Source organism: uncultured Chitinophaga sp. (assembly GCF_937898475.1).
Lineage (GTDB): Bacteria > Bacteroidota > Bacteroidia > Chitinophagales > Chitinophagaceae > Chitinophaga.
The window spans coordinates 1-17,699 of record NZ_CALEJS010000018.1; the positions used below are offsets into that span (position 1 = coordinate 1).

General features: G+C 48.0%; 16 protein-coding genes and 1 tRNA gene. 9 read left to right on the forward strand and 8 right to left on the reverse strand.

From position 1 onward, the window contains the following. Positions 1 to 243: 243 nt before the first annotated feature. Genes Q0577_RS14145 through Q0577_RS14155 form a run of 3 tightly spaced genes read right to left on the reverse strand, consistent with a single transcriptional unit; the run spans position 244 to position 4,163 of the window. Positions 244 to 423, reverse strand: coding sequence for a hypothetical protein (locus tag Q0577_RS14145; protein WP_298737354.1), 180 nt, complete (start codon positions 421 to 423; stop codon positions 244 to 246). A gap of 19 nt (positions 424 to 442) precedes the next feature. Beyond that, positions 443 to 949: a hypothetical protein gene (locus Q0577_RS14150; protein ID WP_298737356.1), complete on the reverse strand. Its 507-nt coding sequence runs from the start codon at positions 947 to 949 to the stop codon at positions 443 to 445. Between the two features lie 28 nt (positions 950 to 977). Further along, positions 978 to 4,163, reverse strand: a complete 3,186-nt coding sequence (locus Q0577_RS14155) for an NAD(P)/FAD-dependent oxidoreductase (RefSeq protein ID WP_298737357.1) — start codon at positions 4,161 to 4,163, stop codon at positions 978 to 980. A 90-nt stretch (positions 4,164 to 4,253) separates the two neighbouring features. On the opposite strand from Q0577_RS14155, the gene Q0577_RS14160 reads away from it, so the two are divergent. After that, a complete protein-coding gene (locus tag Q0577_RS14160; protein ID WP_298737358.1) occupies positions 4,254 to 4,394 on the forward strand; it encodes a hypothetical protein in 141 nt (46 codons plus the stop codon). Position 4,395: 1 nt separating this feature from the next. Here Q0577_RS14160 and Q0577_RS14165 read toward each other — a convergent pair whose 3' ends face one another. Next, positions 4,396 to 4,620, reverse strand: a complete 225-nt coding sequence (locus Q0577_RS14165; RefSeq protein ID WP_298737360.1) for a hypothetical protein — start codon at positions 4,618 to 4,620, stop codon at positions 4,396 to 4,398. Between the two features lie 423 nt (positions 4,621 to 5,043). Between Q0577_RS14165 and Q0577_RS14170 the strand changes: the two genes are divergently transcribed. Next, positions 5,044 to 5,529, forward strand: coding sequence for a hypothetical protein (locus Q0577_RS14170; RefSeq protein ID WP_298737362.1), 486 nt, complete (start codon positions 5,044 to 5,046; stop codon positions 5,527 to 5,529). 77 nt (positions 5,530 to 5,606) lie between these two features. Here Q0577_RS14170 and Q0577_RS14175 read toward each other — a convergent pair. Beyond that, a tRNA-Gln gene (locus Q0577_RS14175) sits at positions 5,607 to 5,677 on the reverse strand. 109 nt (positions 5,678 to 5,786) lie between these two features. Here Q0577_RS14175 and Q0577_RS14180 point away from each other — a divergent pair. From Q0577_RS14180 to Q0577_RS14205, 6 genes are all read left to right on the forward strand, one after another. After that, on the forward strand, positions 5,787 to 6,965 hold the full coding sequence (locus tag Q0577_RS14180; RefSeq protein ID WP_298737364.1) for a PAS domain-containing sensor histidine kinase: 1,179 nt from the start codon (positions 5,787 to 5,789) through the stop codon (positions 6,963 to 6,965). A 14-nt stretch (positions 6,966 to 6,979) separates the two neighbouring features. Continuing rightward, the gene (locus Q0577_RS14185; protein ID WP_298737366.1) at positions 6,980 to 7,378 is read left to right on the forward strand and encodes a response regulator; all 399 of its coding nucleotides are present in this window, start codon (positions 6,980 to 6,982) and stop codon (positions 7,376 to 7,378) included. Between the two features lie 12 nt (positions 7,379 to 7,390). Next, the gene (locus tag Q0577_RS14190) at positions 7,391 to 8,716 is read left to right on the forward strand and encodes a GntP family permease (RefSeq protein WP_298737369.1); all 1,326 of its coding nucleotides are present in this window, start codon (positions 7,391 to 7,393) and stop codon (positions 8,714 to 8,716) included. A gap of 108 nt (positions 8,717 to 8,824) precedes the next feature. After that, positions 8,825 to 10,582, forward strand: a complete 1,758-nt coding sequence (locus tag Q0577_RS14195; RefSeq protein WP_298737370.1) for an ABC transporter ATP-binding protein — start codon at positions 8,825 to 8,827, stop codon at positions 10,580 to 10,582. Continuing rightward, on the forward strand, positions 10,524 to 12,326 hold the full coding sequence (locus Q0577_RS14200; protein WP_298737371.1) for an ABC transporter ATP-binding protein: 1,803 nt from the start codon (positions 10,524 to 10,526) through the stop codon (positions 12,324 to 12,326). The genes Q0577_RS14195 and Q0577_RS14200 overlap by 59 nt, the downstream gene beginning before the upstream one ends. A gap of 75 nt (positions 12,327 to 12,401) precedes the next feature. Beyond that, positions 12,402 to 12,572 carry a hypothetical protein gene (locus Q0577_RS14205; RefSeq protein ID WP_298737372.1) on the forward strand — a complete coding sequence of 57 codons (171 nt, stop codon included), beginning with the start codon at positions 12,402 to 12,404 and terminating at the stop codon, positions 12,570 to 12,572. Between the two features lie 72 nt (positions 12,573 to 12,644). Here the strand turns inward: Q0577_RS14205 and Q0577_RS14210 are convergent, their stop codons facing one another. The 3 genes from Q0577_RS14210 to Q0577_RS14220 all read right to left on the reverse strand — a co-directional run bounded on the left by Q0577_RS14210 (position 12,645) and on the right by Q0577_RS14220 (position 15,315). Continuing rightward, positions 12,645 to 13,640 (reverse strand): alpha/beta hydrolase, encoded by a 996-nt coding sequence (locus Q0577_RS14210; RefSeq protein ID WP_298737374.1) that lies wholly within the window; start codon positions 13,638 to 13,640, stop codon positions 12,645 to 12,647. A 171-nt stretch (positions 13,641 to 13,811) separates the two neighbouring features. Next, positions 13,812 to 14,360 (reverse strand): carboxymuconolactone decarboxylase family protein, encoded by a 549-nt coding sequence (locus Q0577_RS14215; protein ID WP_298737375.1) that lies wholly within the window; start codon positions 14,358 to 14,360, stop codon positions 13,812 to 13,814. A gap of 106 nt (positions 14,361 to 14,466) precedes the next feature. After that, a complete protein-coding gene (locus tag Q0577_RS14220) occupies positions 14,467 to 15,315 on the reverse strand; it encodes a helix-turn-helix transcriptional regulator (RefSeq protein ID WP_298737376.1) in 849 nt (282 codons plus the stop codon). A 180-nt stretch (positions 15,316 to 15,495) separates the two neighbouring features. Here Q0577_RS14220 and Q0577_RS14225 point away from each other — a divergent pair, with 180 nt between their 5' ends. Further along, on the forward strand, positions 15,496 to 17,694 hold the full coding sequence (locus tag Q0577_RS14225) for a PQQ-binding-like beta-propeller repeat protein (RefSeq protein ID WP_298737378.1): 2,199 nt from the start codon (positions 15,496 to 15,498) through the stop codon (positions 17,692 to 17,694). The last annotated feature ends 5 nt before the right edge of the window (positions 17,695 to 17,699 follow it).

Below are 17,699 nucleotides of genomic sequence, written 5' to 3' on the forward strand. Positions count from 1 at the left end.
ACATAAATCCAAATAGCCGAATCTTGAAGATGCTGTCTACCGGGAGCTTACCTTTTCATAATTCTTGTTGCTTTTTTAGTTAAAAAAGCTAAAATTTGAAGTTAAACATTGCCTACTCTTTTCTAAGTGGTTTTCGGCTTCCTCCACGTTGTATGCATACATGTATGATGTTATGATTGCTTACATCTCCCCTTATTCTCAATATGGTCATTTCAAACAACACTTGGATACCCTTTATTTGTTTCATTTGATAGTTTTCTTAAAGGCTACTGCACCGCCAACTACAGTAAAAACTACGATAGCGGCTAAAACCATACGAGCTCTTTTCATAATCCTTGTTGCTTCTTTGTTAAAAAAGAAAATTTTTAAGCTAAATATTGCTTGCTCTTTGTAAGTCAGCCTCTCCACGTTACATACTAACATTTTGAAATTCTGTTTGCTCTTACTTATTATCCTCCCCTGCATATGCCATATTTCGAATTTGACTACTTGATATATATCCTTTATGTGTTCCAGTCAAAATTTTATTAGCATTATACACGGCTATATAAGGGACCACATCAATTTTATGATGTTGTGGAAAATATCCAATTCGGTCTATTCCTGTCTTAATATTTGGGTACCTGTCGAGATTAAAATTCCTACAAAAATCCTTCAACTCGGCTATTGGAGAAATCGTTACTGCAAATATCTGGATCCCGTTAAGTGAATCGATATTAGATACTATATCATTCATTTGAACACGAGAATATTGGCAATATGTACCAAAGCAAAAAAAAACAACGGGTTCACTTTTTGGAACATTAATTGTACTAACTGTAGTGCTATCTTGCAATAAAACTTCAAACACGGGATAATGTTCCTTCCCATTATCGGCAATTCCACTTTGATCTGAAGTACATCCGACAATTGCAAAAAATATAGCCACAAATAACTTAACAGTATCCATATGTATCAATTTGTTAACAAAATAATTCTCACCTAGCCATTTGAAGGCTTTGAGCTATCGGTTTAATAGTAGGCTCAACATCATTCCTAAAGGCCATTTCAATGAGGTAACTTATTGCCATTGCCGCATACAAAAATGTAACAATAACCGGAAATAGCTGAAATCTAAGCGCTATTGGAGACGCGAAAACACTAAACGAAAAGTTGATGATCCAGAATATCAATATTAACTTAATGCCCTTTGACAAAATGGGATATTTCGAATTTCCATTTAGCATAAAGAATCCAACAACACTACATATAAGTAAAATATTTATGACACCAGAAAAAACTGGATACAATGAAAGAATACCAACATTAAATGTACCAATACGGGTTTTTACCTTTATATCTTTATAGCCGAACCACTGCGCAGCTATCGGCGCAACGCTATCTGTTCCCATATTATAATATTCCAGAAATTCAACAGGCGGCGTATAGTATTTCATCATGTTCGGCCATAAATAATATCGTGCAAACGCCAAAGGATATTGCTTAATAAGGTACTTACCGTAATCGGAATATAAAGGACCAACTGTCGCCCATTTCTTCAACTTTGTAGCTGATGAATCTTTTTTGAATTGTTGCTCCATATACATTTGGAGCGGCGAAAAAGGAGACCACATGTAAACAGTACTTGCTTGCCATGCTTCATGAGGATACTTTTTAACATCCCTACTAGTATCGAAATACGTCCTCACCATAGCGTCTAATTTCCTAAAACGATGAGGGACTACTTTTAAATCTGCACTATCTATATATCTATATGCATACATTGCATTGTTAGCCATTTGCCATCCCGAAAAAGGAGTAAATTGACGTTCCCCTGTAAGCTCTTCGTACTTACTACTTGTAAACAGAATAAAGCATCCTATTAAAAGCACACTTATTCCGAGGCCAAGTACTTTCCTGAAGAAATATTGTCGTGATGAGATGAATACAACGATTGTCACTAATGGATAGTATAGTGCGTTATATCTTACCATAAATGCGAGAAACAGAATAACTGCATTTATAACTATCAAACTCATACTAGGTCTGTTAGCAATCCAAATTAATTGGGTAAACCAAATTAGGCTTAGAGAAAGAAATAATGAATCACTTGAAACGTAGTTTGCTAGAAATAGAAACACAGGATTGAACAACAAAATACCAAACAATAAAATCTTTGTAAGATGCCCTGGCCTATAAATATAAAAAGTTGTAAACAAAAGCCCCAAGATACTTGATTGTAGAAGCAGATACTGAAAAATGACCAACACTGTATCTGATTTAGTGAAGACACTAAAAAGCCTAAGGAAATTTGAATAACCAACAGGATATGTATTTATACTTAGATTCAGATAGGCAGTTTCCATATATACGTAGGAGTCTCCATTTATGAAACTGGCATACGGATAAAGATATTTAAATACCACCAACTGGAGTATAATACCCACTAATCCTATTGTAACAAGCCATCTATGCACCGGATTACTAGATATGTAGTCCTTAAAACTTAAAACTGACAGATCTATAAGATCATTCTTATTCTTGCTACTCACATCAGAAAGTGACTTCCTCTTTATTTCCCTCTCCTCATGATACTCCTGCTCCGTATTGATCTCCCAAATCCTCTCCTTCTCCACCACCCCTTCCACAATATTATCCACCGCCACCATCGCCGTCAGCATACTATGATCACTATTATTATACTTATGCATCCCATTCCTTCCCACCAAAAATAAGTTCTCAAATTTGTCCACAAAATCACGAACCACATCAAATCGTTCATACGTCCCAAAATAAGCCGGGTACGTCTTCTCCATCCTCAGCACCGTTGCATCCAGTACATTCGCCTGGCTGGCTAATCCAATCTTCTCCAGTTCCTTGATCGCCAGATCTTTTATATACTCATCAGATCTGTTCCAGAAATCGTCTGTTTGATTGCAGAAAAACTCCATCCCTACCCAGGCCGTATCCGGATCTTTCACCATATACGGACTCCAGTTATTAAAAAGTTGTAACCTTCCTACTTTAACATCCTTCTCCTGGATGTATATCCATGTATCCTTCAGCTCCAGTGGCTTCCACTCCCCTGTCTTTTTATCCTGGAAAGACAGTTTCTTCAGCAATATCCCCACCGTAATAAAATCCCGGTATTGGAGGCCCGCCGCCACTTCCCGCACTTCTTCTGGTATGGGGCCGTCCAGGCCTCCAATCAGCTCCTGTACTGGCATCGTTGAAAAGAAATAATCGCCTTCGAGGTAACTGGTTTCACCGGTTATGTTGTTAACAGCAGCTACAGCGGTCACTTGATTGGCATTGTCAGAAGTATAGATCCTTTTCACATCATGGTGCATCAGTATCTTCCCTCCCATGCTTTCCACCTGCCGCGCTACTTCCTCCCATAGTTGGCCAGGTCCGAATTTCGGATACAAAAATTGTTCTATTAAACTCGTCTCAGTATCTTTTTGGGCAATATCATTGCCGGATGCCTGCTGCTTCTTTTTAGTAGCAGATTGTATGGCATGCTGTATCGCCTTGCTGATGGATACGCCTTTAATACGCTGGGCGCCCCATTCTGCAGAGATCTTATCACACGGAATACCCCACACCTTTTCTGTATAATCCTTGAAGAACAGCTTGTACAATACCTGTCCAAAGCGGTTGATCATAAAATCTTCCAGGTTCTTCTCCGGCTTACGGGGCAACAGCTGGGCCTTCAGGTAAGAAAACATAATAGCAATAGTGGTCCATAGCCCAAGCTTGGTGAGGGTATCCAGGGATAGTTGGATAGGATATGTAAAGAATTTTCGCAGGAAATAGATCCTTGATAAACGTCTACGCACGAGCATGACTTTATCAGGATCCTTCCCTGCGTGGTCTGATGCTCCAATGGATGTTGTATTTATTTCACGGGATTTATGCTGATAACTGATATTGAAACTGGACTGCCCTTCCGCCTGTATAGGCATAATATTCAGCCACCAGTTCATCACACGGTCTGATTTGGAGAAGAAACGATGACCGCCTATATCAATGCGATTGCCTTTATAATTAACTGTTTTTGAAATACCGCCTATATCACCAGACTTCTCCAGGATAACAGGTTTTATATCTGTCCGCTTCAACAATTCATATGCTGCTGTAAGGCCGGCAGGACCGGCGCCTATGATGATCGCTTTCTTTTCCATATGCTATGCTTTAAGACATACGCTGCTCACCCTCCTGTTAAAGAAGGTAAATTGTTAAGTAAAACTTGTGACTGTTGTAACGATCGCTACATGGTTGTAAGCATTCAAAGGCCTGCTGCATCAACAAGCAGCATCCAGGTACCTGAACAAATGAACACCAGGTATCCCGGCTACCCCATCATCCTCCACAGGATACTGGAACAGGCCTACGTTAGCAGTAAAAGACAGTGATTCATGTTACATCTCTTGCAGTTGGATCAGTCAAAGCGCGGGTAACCAGCTCCCTGATTATATCGCTTAGAAATTGCGGCGCCTCCTCCTTACTTCCTTCAAACTCCCGCAGTTGCTCAATGGAATTATACATCTCAGGCGTAATATTTCCTCTTACCAGGGAAATTAAAGGAGACCTTTCCTCTACAGGCAACAGGAGGGGAACAGATATTTTTACATCTGCCATGGTTAAACATTTAAGTCAGGTTATTTTGAGGTACCGATACTCAACAACTGTCTGAACAGCGTTGAAACCGGCAATTACTTCCCGGGCATCCGGCCGTAGCCCGATGCTTATTGTTGAGGGTATTGATGTACCATAGTCAGTCAGAGATTCATTTGTAATACGGGTTAAGTTGGACAAACATGTCGATATGGATAGTATGGTAAAACCGGATCTTTCATTTGAGTTGGCATTTATGCTTCCTTCAATTCGTATCACTTGAACAAATCTCAGGAAAACTTTTCAAATAAGCGTTATCATTTGGGAATAAATTTCGTTGTCATTTTGGATCAATTTTGATCTTTCATGCTGATCATACCTTTCTTATCTATACATCGAAACCGGTATCCAAAAAACATTATATTTGGAACATATACTTAAAACCCTATGTCCAAAACACCTCATGTTATTTTTATCAAAAGCCTTCTCTCCATGATTGGCGTTATCCTGCTGGCCGGCTTCCTTTACCTGAGAGCGGATAAAGAAAAAACGGCCTTTCATAAATTAAGCGGAGAACTTGTTTACTTCGAACGTTCGTATCAAAACTTTCCCAACAGGGATAAAGACAAATACCGTTACCTCGCACTAAACAATTCGCCATCCGTTTTTGAGATCTTTGTGGGAAAGGATGCGGGTGATTTTAAACCCGCATTTGAACAGATAGACCAGCTTAAGAAAGGTGATGAGATCACCATTTACTTCGATGAACAGCCAGACCACATTAACCGCCTGGCGTATTTTATTGACAGGGGAAATGAACCCATATTTATAAAAGGCGCCTGGGAGAAAAAAGCCGCTTATTTCCTGGCCGGTTTGTCTATCGCCATCATCATACTGCTGATCGTACTAAAACAGCTGGGGAAAATAATCTGACAAGAGATTCATTTCATACACTCCCTGAAACAACAAAACCCGCTCTCACGAGTGGGTTTTGCTTTCTTTATTTCCTGTTGCCCGACCTGGATTCGAACCAAGACAAACAGAGTCAGAGTCTGTCGTACTACCGTTATACTATCGGGCAATTCGCAATTCGGGACCGCAAATGTAGAAGTTTTTTTCAAAAAACCCAATAATTATTTTAAATTTCCATAAATGCAGACTGTGGTAGAATAATTGATTTCTTAACCTTTATGAAGCAGGAAAATCTACGGGATATCCAGAGTATTAATAATTATGAGCGCTACAGGCTCCTGGTAGAACAGGTAAAAGACTACGCAATTTTCATGCTCGACGAAACCGGTCATGTGATCAGCTGGAACGAGGGCGCTAAAAGAATTAAAGGTTATACAGCACAGGAAATCATCGGCAAACACTTCTCCATTTTTTATCCCCAGGAAGATAAAGACAACGGCAAACCAGAGATGGAGCTCCGCGTCATCGGGGAAGTAGGAAAATATGAAGACGAAGGATGGAGGGTCAGGAAAGACGGCTCCCGCTTCTGGGCCAACGTGGTCATTACCGCCATTTATAACGACCAGCAGCAACTGATCGGGTACTCAAAGGTTACCCGTGACCTCACCGAGAAAAAGCAGGCAGAACAGGCCCTCGCCGAAAGCGAAGAACGGTACAGGCTGCTGGCCGCCCAGCTCAATAAAACCGTACAGGAGCTGGCCGCCGCCAATGAAGAACTGGAGCAGTTCAACTCCATCGTATCCCACGACCTGCAGGAACCGCTGCGCACCACTTACAGCTACCTCGTACTCATCCAGCAGCAAATGCAGGGCGCCAACACCGTCACCCCGGATACACTGCATTACATTGAGCGGGCCATCCACTCCAGCCTCCGGATGCGGGAACTGATCGTCAGCCTCCTGAACTATGCTATCCTGGCAATGGAAAAGCAGACCTTTTCACTGGTATCCACCAAAGAAATCATCAACGAAACCTTCCTCAACCTCAAGCAAAGCATAGAAGAAACAGGCGCGAACATTAAGGTGACCCTGGATGTTCCTTTTGTAAAAGGTAATAAATTGCGGCTGGTGCAGGTGCTCCAAAACCTGGTAGGGAATGCCCTCAAGTTCAGGGGTGAAAAGCAACCCGAAGTGACGATCCGCTGCCAGGACGATGCAGGATGCTATAAATTCGCCATCAGGGATAACGGCATCGGCATCTCCGCAGAACATATACCTAAAGTATTTGAAGTGTTCAAACGCCTGCACACCGGCAATAAGTACCCGGGCACCGGCATCGGGCTCTCCGTATCCAAGAAAATAGTGGAGAACCATGGCGGGAAAATATGGGTGGAATCAAGCCCCGGAAAAGGCTCTGTTTTTTACTTTACTATTGATAAAAACCTGCCGGTTAAATAGTTATTTTTGCATTTATGAAGAAATTAAATATCATGCTGGTGGAGAATGATGAAGATGAACAGCTCTTCATGAAGGAAGGATTCCAATCCACCAATCTCTTCAATATCATCGCTGTAGCCAGCAGTGGCGATGAGGCTTATAAGGTGATCACGGGCGAACAACTCCCCCTCCCCGATCTCATCGTCAGCGATCTAAATATGCCCGGTAAAAACGGGCTGGACCTGCTCCATGATATCAAGAAAGACCCGAAACTGCTACATATTCCCGTAATTATCATTTCTACCTCTTTTACCAGCACCATTATCAATAAATGCATGTCATCCGGCGCACACGCTTTTCATACCAAACCAAACACCTTCGTGGAGTATGATAAGTTTGCGGAAAAAATATACCAGGACTGGCAGGCAATATAGAAAACCTTGCTAATGACCATCGATCTTCTCCAGGTGATGATTGCCCTGCTGGCAGGTATTGCAGCCATCATCCTCCTGACAGCCAAATTCCGCGTACACGCTTTCTTTGCGCTTTTCCTGGCCTGCTTTATAACGGGCCTCTGCGCCCAGCTGTCCGTTGCGGATATCATTACCGCCATCAAGGAAGGCTTTGGTCATATCATGCGCTCCCTGGGCTTTATTATCGTGCTGGGCACCACACTGGGCGTTTTACTGGAGCACACGGGCAGCACCCGCGTTATGGCCGCCTCCATCCTGAAACTGGTGGGCGAACGCTATGCCGCCATCGCCATGAGCATCACCGGCTTTATCGTCGGACTCCCCATTTTCTGCGACTCCGGGTACATTGTACTCAGCGGACTGAACCAGTCCCTCGCCAGGCGTACCGGTATTTCCGTAGTGGTCATGTCCGTATCCCTGGCCACCGGCCTGTATTCCGTACACTGCCTCATTCCCCCGCACCCGGGTGCAACAGCCGCCGCAGGCGTCATTGGCGCTGATTTCGGCCAGCTGATCCTGGCAGGTATCCTGGTAGCCATACCCGCCGCCATCACAGGCAGCTGGTGGGCCCACTATGCGGGCAAAAAAATACCCATAACGGCCGCTGAGCCCACTCAAACCCTGGCAGCAGGCCCTACCCCTCCCGTATGGATGGCCTTCATGCCGGTGATAGTACCTATTATACTGATCGCCATCGGCGCTTTTACCAATATTGAAACCGCCACCGCCAGCGGTATACGTATTTTTCATATCCTCGGAGACCCCATCGTGGCACTGTCCATCGGCGTACTCCTGGCCTTCGCAGGCGGCCGGCAATGGAACCGGAAAACCACCAGCACCCTCTTAACAGAATCGGCAGAAAAAGCGGGCGGCATACTGGTGATCATCGGCGCAGGCGGCGCCTTCGGTGCCGTACTGGCAGCTACCAAAATAGGGCAGCATGTAAGCGCGGCCCTCCCCCTGGGCAGCTTCGGTATCGTATTCCCCTTCCTGCTTACCGCCCTGCTCAAAACCGCACAGGGCTCCTCTACCGTGGCAATTATCACCGCAGCTTCTATTATCCAGCCGCTATTGCCCGCCCTCGGCTTAGACAGCAGTATGGGCAGACTGCTATGCATCCTGGCCCTGGGCGGTGGATCCATGACCATCTCCCACGCCAACGACGCCTATTTCTGGGTGATCAGCAAGTTCTCCGGGCTTGAAATGCGTACCATGCTCAAAGTGTACTCCCTGGCCACCCTTTGGATGGGGCTGGTCACACTGGCCACCGTCTACATCTTATCGCTCTTCCTGCTATGATACCTTAGCCCGGCTTTCTTATTAAAGAATTATTTTCTACCTTTTCAAAATATTGACCCGTTACATTCGTCTACTGTAGCAATACCCTCATCATCCTGACTAAACACTATGGAAAAGGCCAACAAATCGAACCATGCACCCGGCAATAAGCCTCCTAAACTGTCGTCGCTGATAAAACCTTACCGCAGGCAGATACTGTTGCTTATACTGCTGGCCCTCATCAGCAACGGCTTAAACCTGGTATTGCCCAAGATCATCGCCAACAGCATTGATGCATACGGCAGAGGGGAACTGCAGTTCCAGCCGGTGATCGCCTGGTTTTCCGGCGCCGCGCTGCTTATCTTTATCTTCACCTACCTGCAGAACATCGTACAGGCGTTTGCGTCTGAACGGGTGGCCAAAGATCTGCGCACCCGCCTGGCAGACAAGATCTCGCAGCAAAGCTTTGCAGGCATACAGGAGACCAACCCCTCCCGGCTGCTCACCAACCTCACAGGCGATGTAGATACCATCAAACTTTTTGTAGCGCAGGCCATCTCCTCCATCGCCGCATCCATGATCCTGATCATAGGCGCCAGCGTACTGCTGTTCACCGTCAACAGGCAGCTGGCCTTAACGGTAATGGCCATCATCCCCCTGATTGGCGGCACCTTTTTCCTGGTGCTGGGTAAGTTGAAGGTATGGTTCGGGAAGATCCGCGAAGTGATAGACTGGCTTAACAAAGTGATCACAGAAAGTATCCTGGGCGCTGCCCTTATCCGCGTGCTGCACGCACAACAAATGGAATATGAAAAATTCGTCACCGCCAATACCGAGGCCAGGGACATCGGCCTGACCATGATACGCCTCTATGCCGTGCTGCTGCCCACGATCATGCTGATCGCCAATATGGCCGTAGTCACCATCCTGGCGCTGGGCGGCCATTATGTGATCAACGGCAGCATGACCCTGGGCGACCTCGCCGCTTTTAACGCCTACCTCACCATACTGATCTTCCCCGTTATCCTGATTGGCGTCATGAGTAACGTGATCGCTCAATCCAGCGCTGCTTACGCCAGGGTAGAAAAAGTTTTATCCCTGCCCGATCCCGCAGAAGAAGGCAGCATAACAGGCGCCTTACACGGTGATATCGAGGTGCGGAATGTAAGCCTGCAGCTCGACGGAAAGCCGGTGCTGAAAAATATATCCTTCTCCGTTAAGGCAGGATCCAGAACAGCCATCATCGGCCCCACCGCCGCCGGTAAAACACAGCTGCTGAACCTCCTCTCCCACCTGGGAAAACCCGACAGCGGCAGCATTCTTTATGACAACCACGATATTGCCGGTTATAAACGGCATACCCTGCATAGCCAGGTGGGCATCGTGTTCCAGGACAGCATCATCTTTAACATGAGCCTGCGGGAAAATATCGCCTTTAATGACGAGGTAACACCGGCAGCAATGGAGCGCGCCATCAACACCGCTGCACTGGCTGATTTTGTGGCCTCCCTGCCCCAGCAACTGGACACTGTGGTGTCTGAACGGGGCAACAGCCTCTCCGGCGGACAAAAACAGCGCATCATGCTCGCCCGCGCCCTGGCCATTGAACCGAAAGTATTACTGCTGGATGATTTCACCGCCCGCGTAGATAATCATACAGAACAACAGATACTGGATAACCTGTTGCGCAACTACCCTGCGCTGACATTGGTATCTGTTACACAGAAGATCGCTTCCATTGAGCACTATGACCAGATCATCCTGCTCATGGAAGGTGAGATCCTGGCATCCGGCACCCACCGGGAGCTGATGCAAACATGCCCGGAATATGTACAGATCTATCAATCACAACGCAGCACCAGTCACTATGAATTACAACCTGAATAATACCGCCAACCCGGCGCAGAAAACCAGCACGCTCGCTGCGCTCAGGAAACTGTTCCAGTTCCTCGCGGCAGAACAGAAAACACTCATAATGGCGTTCATCACCATCATGATCAGTTCAGGATTGAACCTTACTGGTCCGGTGATCACGGCCTATACCATAGACCACTTTATACAGGATCATCAATACAACAAAGTGCTGCTCGCCTGCGGTGCGCTGCTGCTGATCTATTTCACTGCCTTTGGCGCCAATTACCTGCAGGCAAGACTGATGGGCAACATCGGGCAGCGTATGCTGTTCAATCTCCGCAATGCTGTGTTCAGCAAGCTCACAGAACTGCCCGTGGCTTTCTTTAACCAGAACAAGGCGGGCGACCTGATCTCCCGCATCAATAACGATACGGAAAGAGTGAACCAGTTCTTTTCACAATACCTCATGCAGTTTGTGAGCAACATCTTCCTGATGACAGGCGCAGGTATCTTTTTACTGACCCTGCACCCCCAACTGGGTGCAGCGGCCCTGGGCCCGGCACTGCTGCTGTTCGTCTTTACCCGGCTTATCTCTCCCTGGGTACGGCGTAAGAACACCGCCTATATGCAGAGCACCGGCAATATGAGCGCAGAGATTCAGGAAAGCCTGAACAACTTTAAAGTGATCCTCGCCTTTAACCGCCGCGACTACTTCAGGAAACGTTTCGATGAAGTGAACCGCCGGAACTACGCTACCGCCACTGCTGCAGGCCTTGCCAACAGCACCTTTATGCCCGTATTCGGCTTCTGCTCACAACTGGCGCAGCTGATCGTGCTTACCTACGGCATTTACCTGATAGCAGGCGGCCATCTGACCATCGGTGTGCTGATCAGTTACCTGGCTTATGTAAACAGCTTCTACACACCTATACGCCAGCTCTCCGTACTATGGGCCAACTTCCAGGTGGCTTTGGCAGGATGGGACAGGATCTCGCAGATACTCAGCCTGCAGTCAGACCTGCCGCTGATCCCCGCAAAAGACAATGGCGATGCTGCCGCTGCCGTGATCGAGTTTAAACAGGTGCAGTTCCGGTACCCTGACAGTAAACCGGTATTGCATAATGTAAACTTCCGCCTGGAACGCGGCAAAACCTATGCGCTGGTAGGGCCTACCGGTGGCGGCAAAACCACCACCGCATCGCTGATCGCCCGGCTATACGATCCTACCGAAGGGGAAGTGCTGCTGGAAGGCCGCGACATCCGCTCTTACGATGCGGCAGCACGCAGCAGTAAAATTGGATTTATCCTGCAGGAACCTTTCCTCTTCACCGGCACCGTAAAGGATAACATCCTCTATGGTAACCCTCAGTACGCAGATTATAGCAATGAACAGCTGCTGGAAGTGATCCGCGAAGCAAAGCTGGAAAGCCTGCTGGTCCGCTTTGAACAGGGACTGGATACAAAAGTGCAGACCAGCGGCGACTCCGTCAGCCTGGGACAAAAACAGCTCATCGCCTTTATCAGGGCCGTGCTGCGGCGCCCCCAGCTGCTGATCCTGGATGAAGCCACCGCTAATATTGATACCATTACAGAACAGCTGCTGGAAAAGATTTTACAGCAACTGCCCGAAGATACTACCAGGGTGATCATCGCCCACAGGCTCAACACCATTGAGAATGCAGACGAGATATTTTTTGTGAACGCCGGTGAAGTGATCCGGGCAGGCTCATTGGATCATGCGGTGAATATGCTGTTACATGAGAAAAGGGCGAGTTAAAATTTTCTTTTGACCTGCTGACATAATGCTGTCACCAGCCCGTTGTTATTTTGTATCAGCGAAAAGAAGAAGAATATGATTACGATCAGGCAAACAACAAAACCGGAAAAGATAGTATGGTGCGGTGCAGATGAACCGGGCGTATGGACGCTGGAAAATTATGAAGTGGAGGAGGAAGAAGTGCAGGAAGAAGGGGGTCTTACACAAGACGACCTGATAGATGTGCTTTCTTTGTACCTGTTCTGACACCACGATGTTCCCGGCAGCATACCTGGATGGTATTGAACCGGGAACATCGGTGTGTATGTCAAACTATTTTCAGAACAGGTATTTCTTCAGTTCGGCTGCTGCATGTACAAACAGTGAACGCGTAGCAGGCAGTTCAGCCAGTGCATTCAGCAGGCCAAAATCATGGATCATACCATTGTATCGGATGGTGGTCACTTTCACCCCTGCCTCATCCAGCTTGCGGCCATATGCCTCACCTTCATCACGCAGTATATCATTTTCTGCCACCTGGATCAGTGCGGGAGGCAAACCCTTTAACTGCCCGGTAGTAGCCTGCAGCGGAGAATGGAAGATCTCTTTACGCTGGGCCGCATCTGTCGTATACTGGTCAAACATCCATTCCATCAGGGAGGCGGTCAGGAAACGGTCTTCTCCAAACTGCTTCCACGATTCACGTTCCGGGTTATAATCTGTCACCGGCCACATCATTATCTGCAGCTTAATATCAGGGCCGTCTTTTTGTTTGGCCATCAGCGCCGTTACCGCCGTCATGTTACCGCCTACGCTGTTACCCACTACCGCCAGCCGCTTTCCATCTACATTGATCTCACTGCCGTTGTCTGCCACCCATTTGGTAGCGGCATATATTTCATTGATCGCCTGCGGATACCGCGCTTCGGGCGATGGTGTATAATTCACGAACACGCCTGCTGCGCCGGACAACACTACCAGGTCTCTTACCATCCGTTTATGTGTGGGATAATCGCCCAGTATCCAGCCGCCGCCATGTATAAACATGAATGCAGGCAGTGTACCTGTGGCGCCCTGCGGGCGTACAATATTCAGCTTAATGGTATAACCGTCTGCAGTAATGGTCTTTTCTGATTCTTCAATGCCGGAGAGATCTACCTCAACAGACGCCTGCGCGCCTACCAGTACGTTGCGGGCATCTTCTTTGGACAAACTTTCTACAGGTGCGCCGCCGGAATTCAACACTTTGAGGAATGCTTTGGTGCCGGAGTCAAGGCGGGGGTCTTCTGCCCAGTTTACAACGGTGCTGGGTTTTAATGTGGCTGTAGTACTCATGGTTAATGAATTTTAAAGAGTGATGCTTAGTCTTTTTCCAGGGTGTAAAGATGATGATGGATGACCGGCCTGTCAATGTATATGTGAGGGATTTAATTGTACAAATTATCGGCCGGATGTGAAGATGGGAGAGACACCGTGTAAGCATTAGCGCCTCTCCCGGTATATATATTATGCTTTAACAGTTTCAAGAGAGGGAACGGCAGGAAAATCTACTGGTATCCTGGTGGCGCCAAAGAGGTAATTGGTAAACGTCTTATCGGCAATCACCGTGATAGCGTCTACCAGGTTTTCGTTGGTATAGCCGGCAGCATAAAAGGCGTCCAGCAATTCCCCGTCAGGTTTACCTTTGGTTTCCACGAAGCTGATGGCCAGTTTGGCCAGCACGTCGTATTTACTGTCAAATGAAGCACTGCCGCTGCGGATCTCCAGGATCTGATCATCCGTAAAACCGTTCATTTTGGCAATAGCCGTGTGAGCAGCAGTACAGTATTCGCAACCATTGGCCTGGCTTACAGCCAGGTTGATCACTTCTTTCTCTTTTGCTTTCAGCGAACTCTTTGCACCGGAAAAGGCCAGGTAAGTAGCAAGGGCGTTTTCAGAAAGGGCCATGGTGGCAAAAAGGTTGGGCACACTGCCCAGTTTCTTGGCAAGGTTGTCAAATATCTGTTGGTTAGCGGGGGATACGGTGTCTCTGGTTGGAACTGTGATCGTTTTCATTTTATATCGTTTTTTATTTTTCGTTGTCGTTATTGACGATGTAAAATTGCAACGATTTCAGTCCTGTAAGAATAGACGCTTTTCCCGAAGAGTTGGCGTTTTTTCCCTAAGCCGGGGTTTGCAGTATTTTCTTGAAATCAGAGGGGCTCATATCGGTCTGGTTCTTAAAGAAGCGGCTGAAGTGGGCGCTGTCCTCAAACCCCAGCTCCTGCGCTATTTCCTTGGCAGATTTGTCGGTATAATGGAACAGGCGCTTGGCCTCCAGGATCAGCCGGTCATGGATCACCTGCAGGGGGGTACGCTCATTGTACATGGCAAACAGGTTAGACAGCGTTTTGGGCGATTTATTCAGCTGGTTGGCATAATACTGCACCTGGTGCTGCTTTTTATAGTGATCTTCCACCAGCAGGTTAAAATGCCGGATAATATCCAGCTTACCGTTAGTCAGCTTGGTCTGATCTACATGCTGCCTCTTCCCCAGCCGGGTGATCTTGATGATCAGCCTTACCAGTAAGGCCCTCAGCATAGTGGCCTGTATCTCGTCTGCATCTTCCAGCTCATCTTTGAAGATCTCCAGCAGCACGGCCATTTTATGCTGGTTCTGCTCGTCCAGCGCAATGAACATGGCCCCGGAAGAGAAGATGAAGCCTACGCAGCTTACTTCCTTGTCATGGTCTATAATGCAGTAGAAATCCCGGTTAAACTGCCAGGCCGTAATGTCTTCCGGGTTTTCAAAGCGGAAAGACTGGTTGATCAGCAGGGGTAGCATACTGTTGGCCGGGAAGCGGTAGCGCACTTCATCGATCACCGCTTCCTGTTCCGGTCCCCTGTTCCAGGCAATGGTGAGGTATTGGTTATGCTGGTCCCGGGTAAAGTATTGCCGGTCAAATGCAGGCTCTTTTTCTACCAGTAATAGTTCTCCGCCGGTGCCCGGGTCTTTGAAAAATAGTCTCATCGTTTGTTTCCTCGCTTTACAAAAGTCGGGATTTTCCGGCTTAATATTATTTTCCCCCTTTTCTCCTTCGCTTCACCAGGTCTTCTCTTAGGCTGCTCCTTCAAATATCCTTGTGCCGGACCATTTTGTTAAAATACTATCAGTATCTATTATATTTATCTTCTTAAAGCATGGCCACGTATGAAACTACTTATAGCCGCCGGCTGCCTGCTGCTTTGCATAACAGCCTGCCGGAACCAGGAAAGCAATCCTGACTACAGCGGATGGAGCGCCTATGCAGGATCTAAGGACGGCAGCCGCTACTCTTCCAACAACCAGCTGAACACCGGCAATGTGAGCGGCTTACAGGTAGCCTGGACCTACAGCTCGCAGGATAAAGACACGGGCAATCACTCCCAGAACCAGTGTAACCCCATTATGGTGGATGGCGTGCTGTACGGCCTTACGCCCCGGGTAAAATTGTTTGCCCTGGACGCCGCCAGCGGACAGCCCAAATGGACCTTCGACCCCGCTACCCTGGAACCGGATACCGTGTCACAAGACCCCTTTGCCTTCTTTAAAGTAAGCCGCGGCCTCATGTACTGGCAGAACGAAGAGGGCACCGATAAAAGGATCCTCTACAGCGCAGGGGCTAAATTATACGCCGTTAATGCCGCTAACGGGCAGGTAGTGAAAAGCTTTGGTAACGGCGGGTATATTTCGCTGGATGTTGGCCTGGACAGGGATACCGCTACCTATAACAAGTTCATCGCCGCTACTACGCCGGGCATCATCTACAAAGACCTGGTGATCATGGGTATGCGGGTGGCAGAATCTGCCGACGCGGCGCCGGGGCATATACGCGCTTTCGACGTCCGTACAGGTAAACGCGCCTGGATCTTCCATACCATACCGCAACCGGGAGAAAAAGGCTATGATTCCTGGGAAGATAAAGACGCCTGGCAAAAATTTGGCGGCGCCAATAGCTGGGCGGGCATGTCGCTGGATGAACAAAAAGGCATCCTCTATGTGCCTACCGGTTCTATCGGCGGCGATTTCTATGGCGGTATACGCAAAGGGCAGAACCTGTTCGGTAATTCGCTCATAGCGCTGGATGCTGCCACGGGTAAATACCGGTGGCATTACCAGGTGGTGCATCACGACCTGTGGGACCGCGACCTGGCGGCCAATCCCAACCTGGTGACCATCAGGAGAAACGGGAAGAAGATAGACGCCGTGGCGCAGATCACCAAACACGGGTACATCTTTGTATTTGACCGTACCAGCGGCCAGCCGGTATTTCCCATCAGGGAAGTGCCCGTTCCTCCGTCAGATCTGCCGGGAGAAGCGCCTTGGCCCACACAACCCATCCCAGACCTTCCCGAGCCTTTTGCCAGGCAGCATTTTGACTCCACCCAGGTATGGGGCCTCACACCGGAGAAGCAGCAGGCCCTGATGGAAAAGTTCCGCCAGGTAAAGTATAATGCGCCATTCACCCCACCCAGCAAAGCTGGTGTGTGGATCTTCCCGGGCTTTGACGGCGGCGGCGAATGGGGCGGCGCAGCCGTAGATCCCGAAACGGGCATTCTTTACGTAAACAGCAGCGAGCTACCCTGGTCATTAACTATGATAGACGTACCCGCCACACAAACGCATGACCGCTCCATCAAAGGCGTAGGAAAAACCGTATACGGCAAATACTGCATCTCCTGCCATGGCGCCACCCTGAAAGGCAATGGCCCCTCCTACCCTTCGCTGCTTGACCTGGATAAGAAATATACCCAGGACCAGGTGCAGGATATCATTGAACATGGCAAAAACATGATGCCAGCCTTTACACAGCTGGAACCCAGTGAAAAACAGGCCCTCCTGGCCTTCCTGCTGCACCTGGAAGACAAAGAGCCTGCTTCCGGCGCCGTAGCCAAAGCCATTACCGCCGGTAAGACGGATGAAAAGAAAAGCATCCTGGATGAGGTGCCTTATACCATGACAGGCTACAACCGTTTCCTGGACAACGACGGCTATCCGGGTATCAAACCGCCCTGGGGCACGCTCAACGCCGTTGACCTCAACAGCGGTAAACTTTTATGGAAAGTACCCCTGGGCGAGTATGCCGAACTGCGTAAGAAAGGGTTTCCGCCTACAGGCACGGAGAACTACGGCGGCCCCCTGGTAACAAAAGGCGGACTGGTATTTATTGCGGCTACTAAAGACGAAAAGATCAGGGCCTTTGACAAAACCAGCGGAAAAGTATTGTGGGAAGCCGCCCTCCCCGCCGCCGGTTATGCCACCCCGGCCACTTATATGCTGAACGGCAAACAGTACGTAGTGATCGCCTGCGGCGGCGGAAAGATAGGCAGCAGATCCGGCGACAGCTACGTAGCATTCGCATTGCCCTGATGCAC

Coding starts and splice junctions, on each gene's coding strand:
- Q0577_RS14225 (WP_298737378.1), top strand. CDS start 15,496: ATGAAACTACTTATAGCCGCCGGCTGCCTGCTGCTTTGCATAACAGCC.
- Q0577_RS14210 (WP_298737374.1), bottom strand. CDS start 13,640: ATGAGTACTACAGCCACATTAAAACCCAGCACCGTTGTAAACTGGGCA.
- Q0577_RS14195 (WP_298737370.1), top strand. CDS start 8,825: ATGGAAAAGGCCAACAAATCGAACCATGCACCCGGCAATAAGCCTCCT.
- Q0577_RS14150 (WP_298737356.1), bottom strand. CDS start 949: ATGGATACTGTTAAGTTATTTGTGGCTATATTTTTTGCAATTGTCGGA.
- Q0577_RS14170 (WP_298737362.1), top strand. CDS start 5,044: ATGTCCAAAACACCTCATGTTATTTTTATCAAAAGCCTTCTCTCCATG.
- Q0577_RS14185 (WP_298737366.1), top strand. CDS start 6,980: ATGAAGAAATTAAATATCATGCTGGTGGAGAATGATGAAGATGAACAG.
- Q0577_RS14190 (WP_298737369.1), top strand. CDS start 7,391: ATGACCATCGATCTTCTCCAGGTGATGATTGCCCTGCTGGCAGGTATT.
- Q0577_RS14220 (WP_298737376.1), bottom strand. CDS start 15,315: ATGAGACTATTTTTCAAAGACCCGGGCACCGGCGGAGAACTATTACTG.
- Q0577_RS14180 (WP_298737364.1), top strand. CDS start 5,787: ATGAAGCAGGAAAATCTACGGGATATCCAGAGTATTAATAATTATGAG.
- Q0577_RS14215 (WP_298737375.1), bottom strand. CDS start 14,360: ATGAAAACGATCACAGTTCCAACCAGAGACACCGTATCCCCCGCTAAC.
- Q0577_RS14200 (WP_298737371.1), top strand. CDS start 10,524: ATGTACAGATCTATCAATCACAACGCAGCACCAGTCACTATGAATTAC.
- Q0577_RS14165 (WP_298737360.1), bottom strand. CDS start 4,620: ATGGCAGATGTAAAAATATCTGTTCCCCTCCTGTTGCCTGTAGAGGAA.
- Q0577_RS14205 (WP_298737372.1), top strand. CDS start 12,402: ATGATTACGATCAGGCAAACAACAAAACCGGAAAAGATAGTATGGTGC.
- Q0577_RS14145 (WP_298737354.1), bottom strand. CDS start 423: ATGTTAGTATGTAACGTGGAGAGGCTGACTTACAAAGAGCAAGCAATA.
- Q0577_RS14160 (WP_298737358.1), top strand. CDS start 4,254: ATGGTTGTAAGCATTCAAAGGCCTGCTGCATCAACAAGCAGCATCCAG.
- Q0577_RS14155 (WP_298737357.1), bottom strand. CDS start 4,163: ATGGAAAAGAAAGCGATCATCATAGGCGCCGGTCCTGCCGGCCTTACA.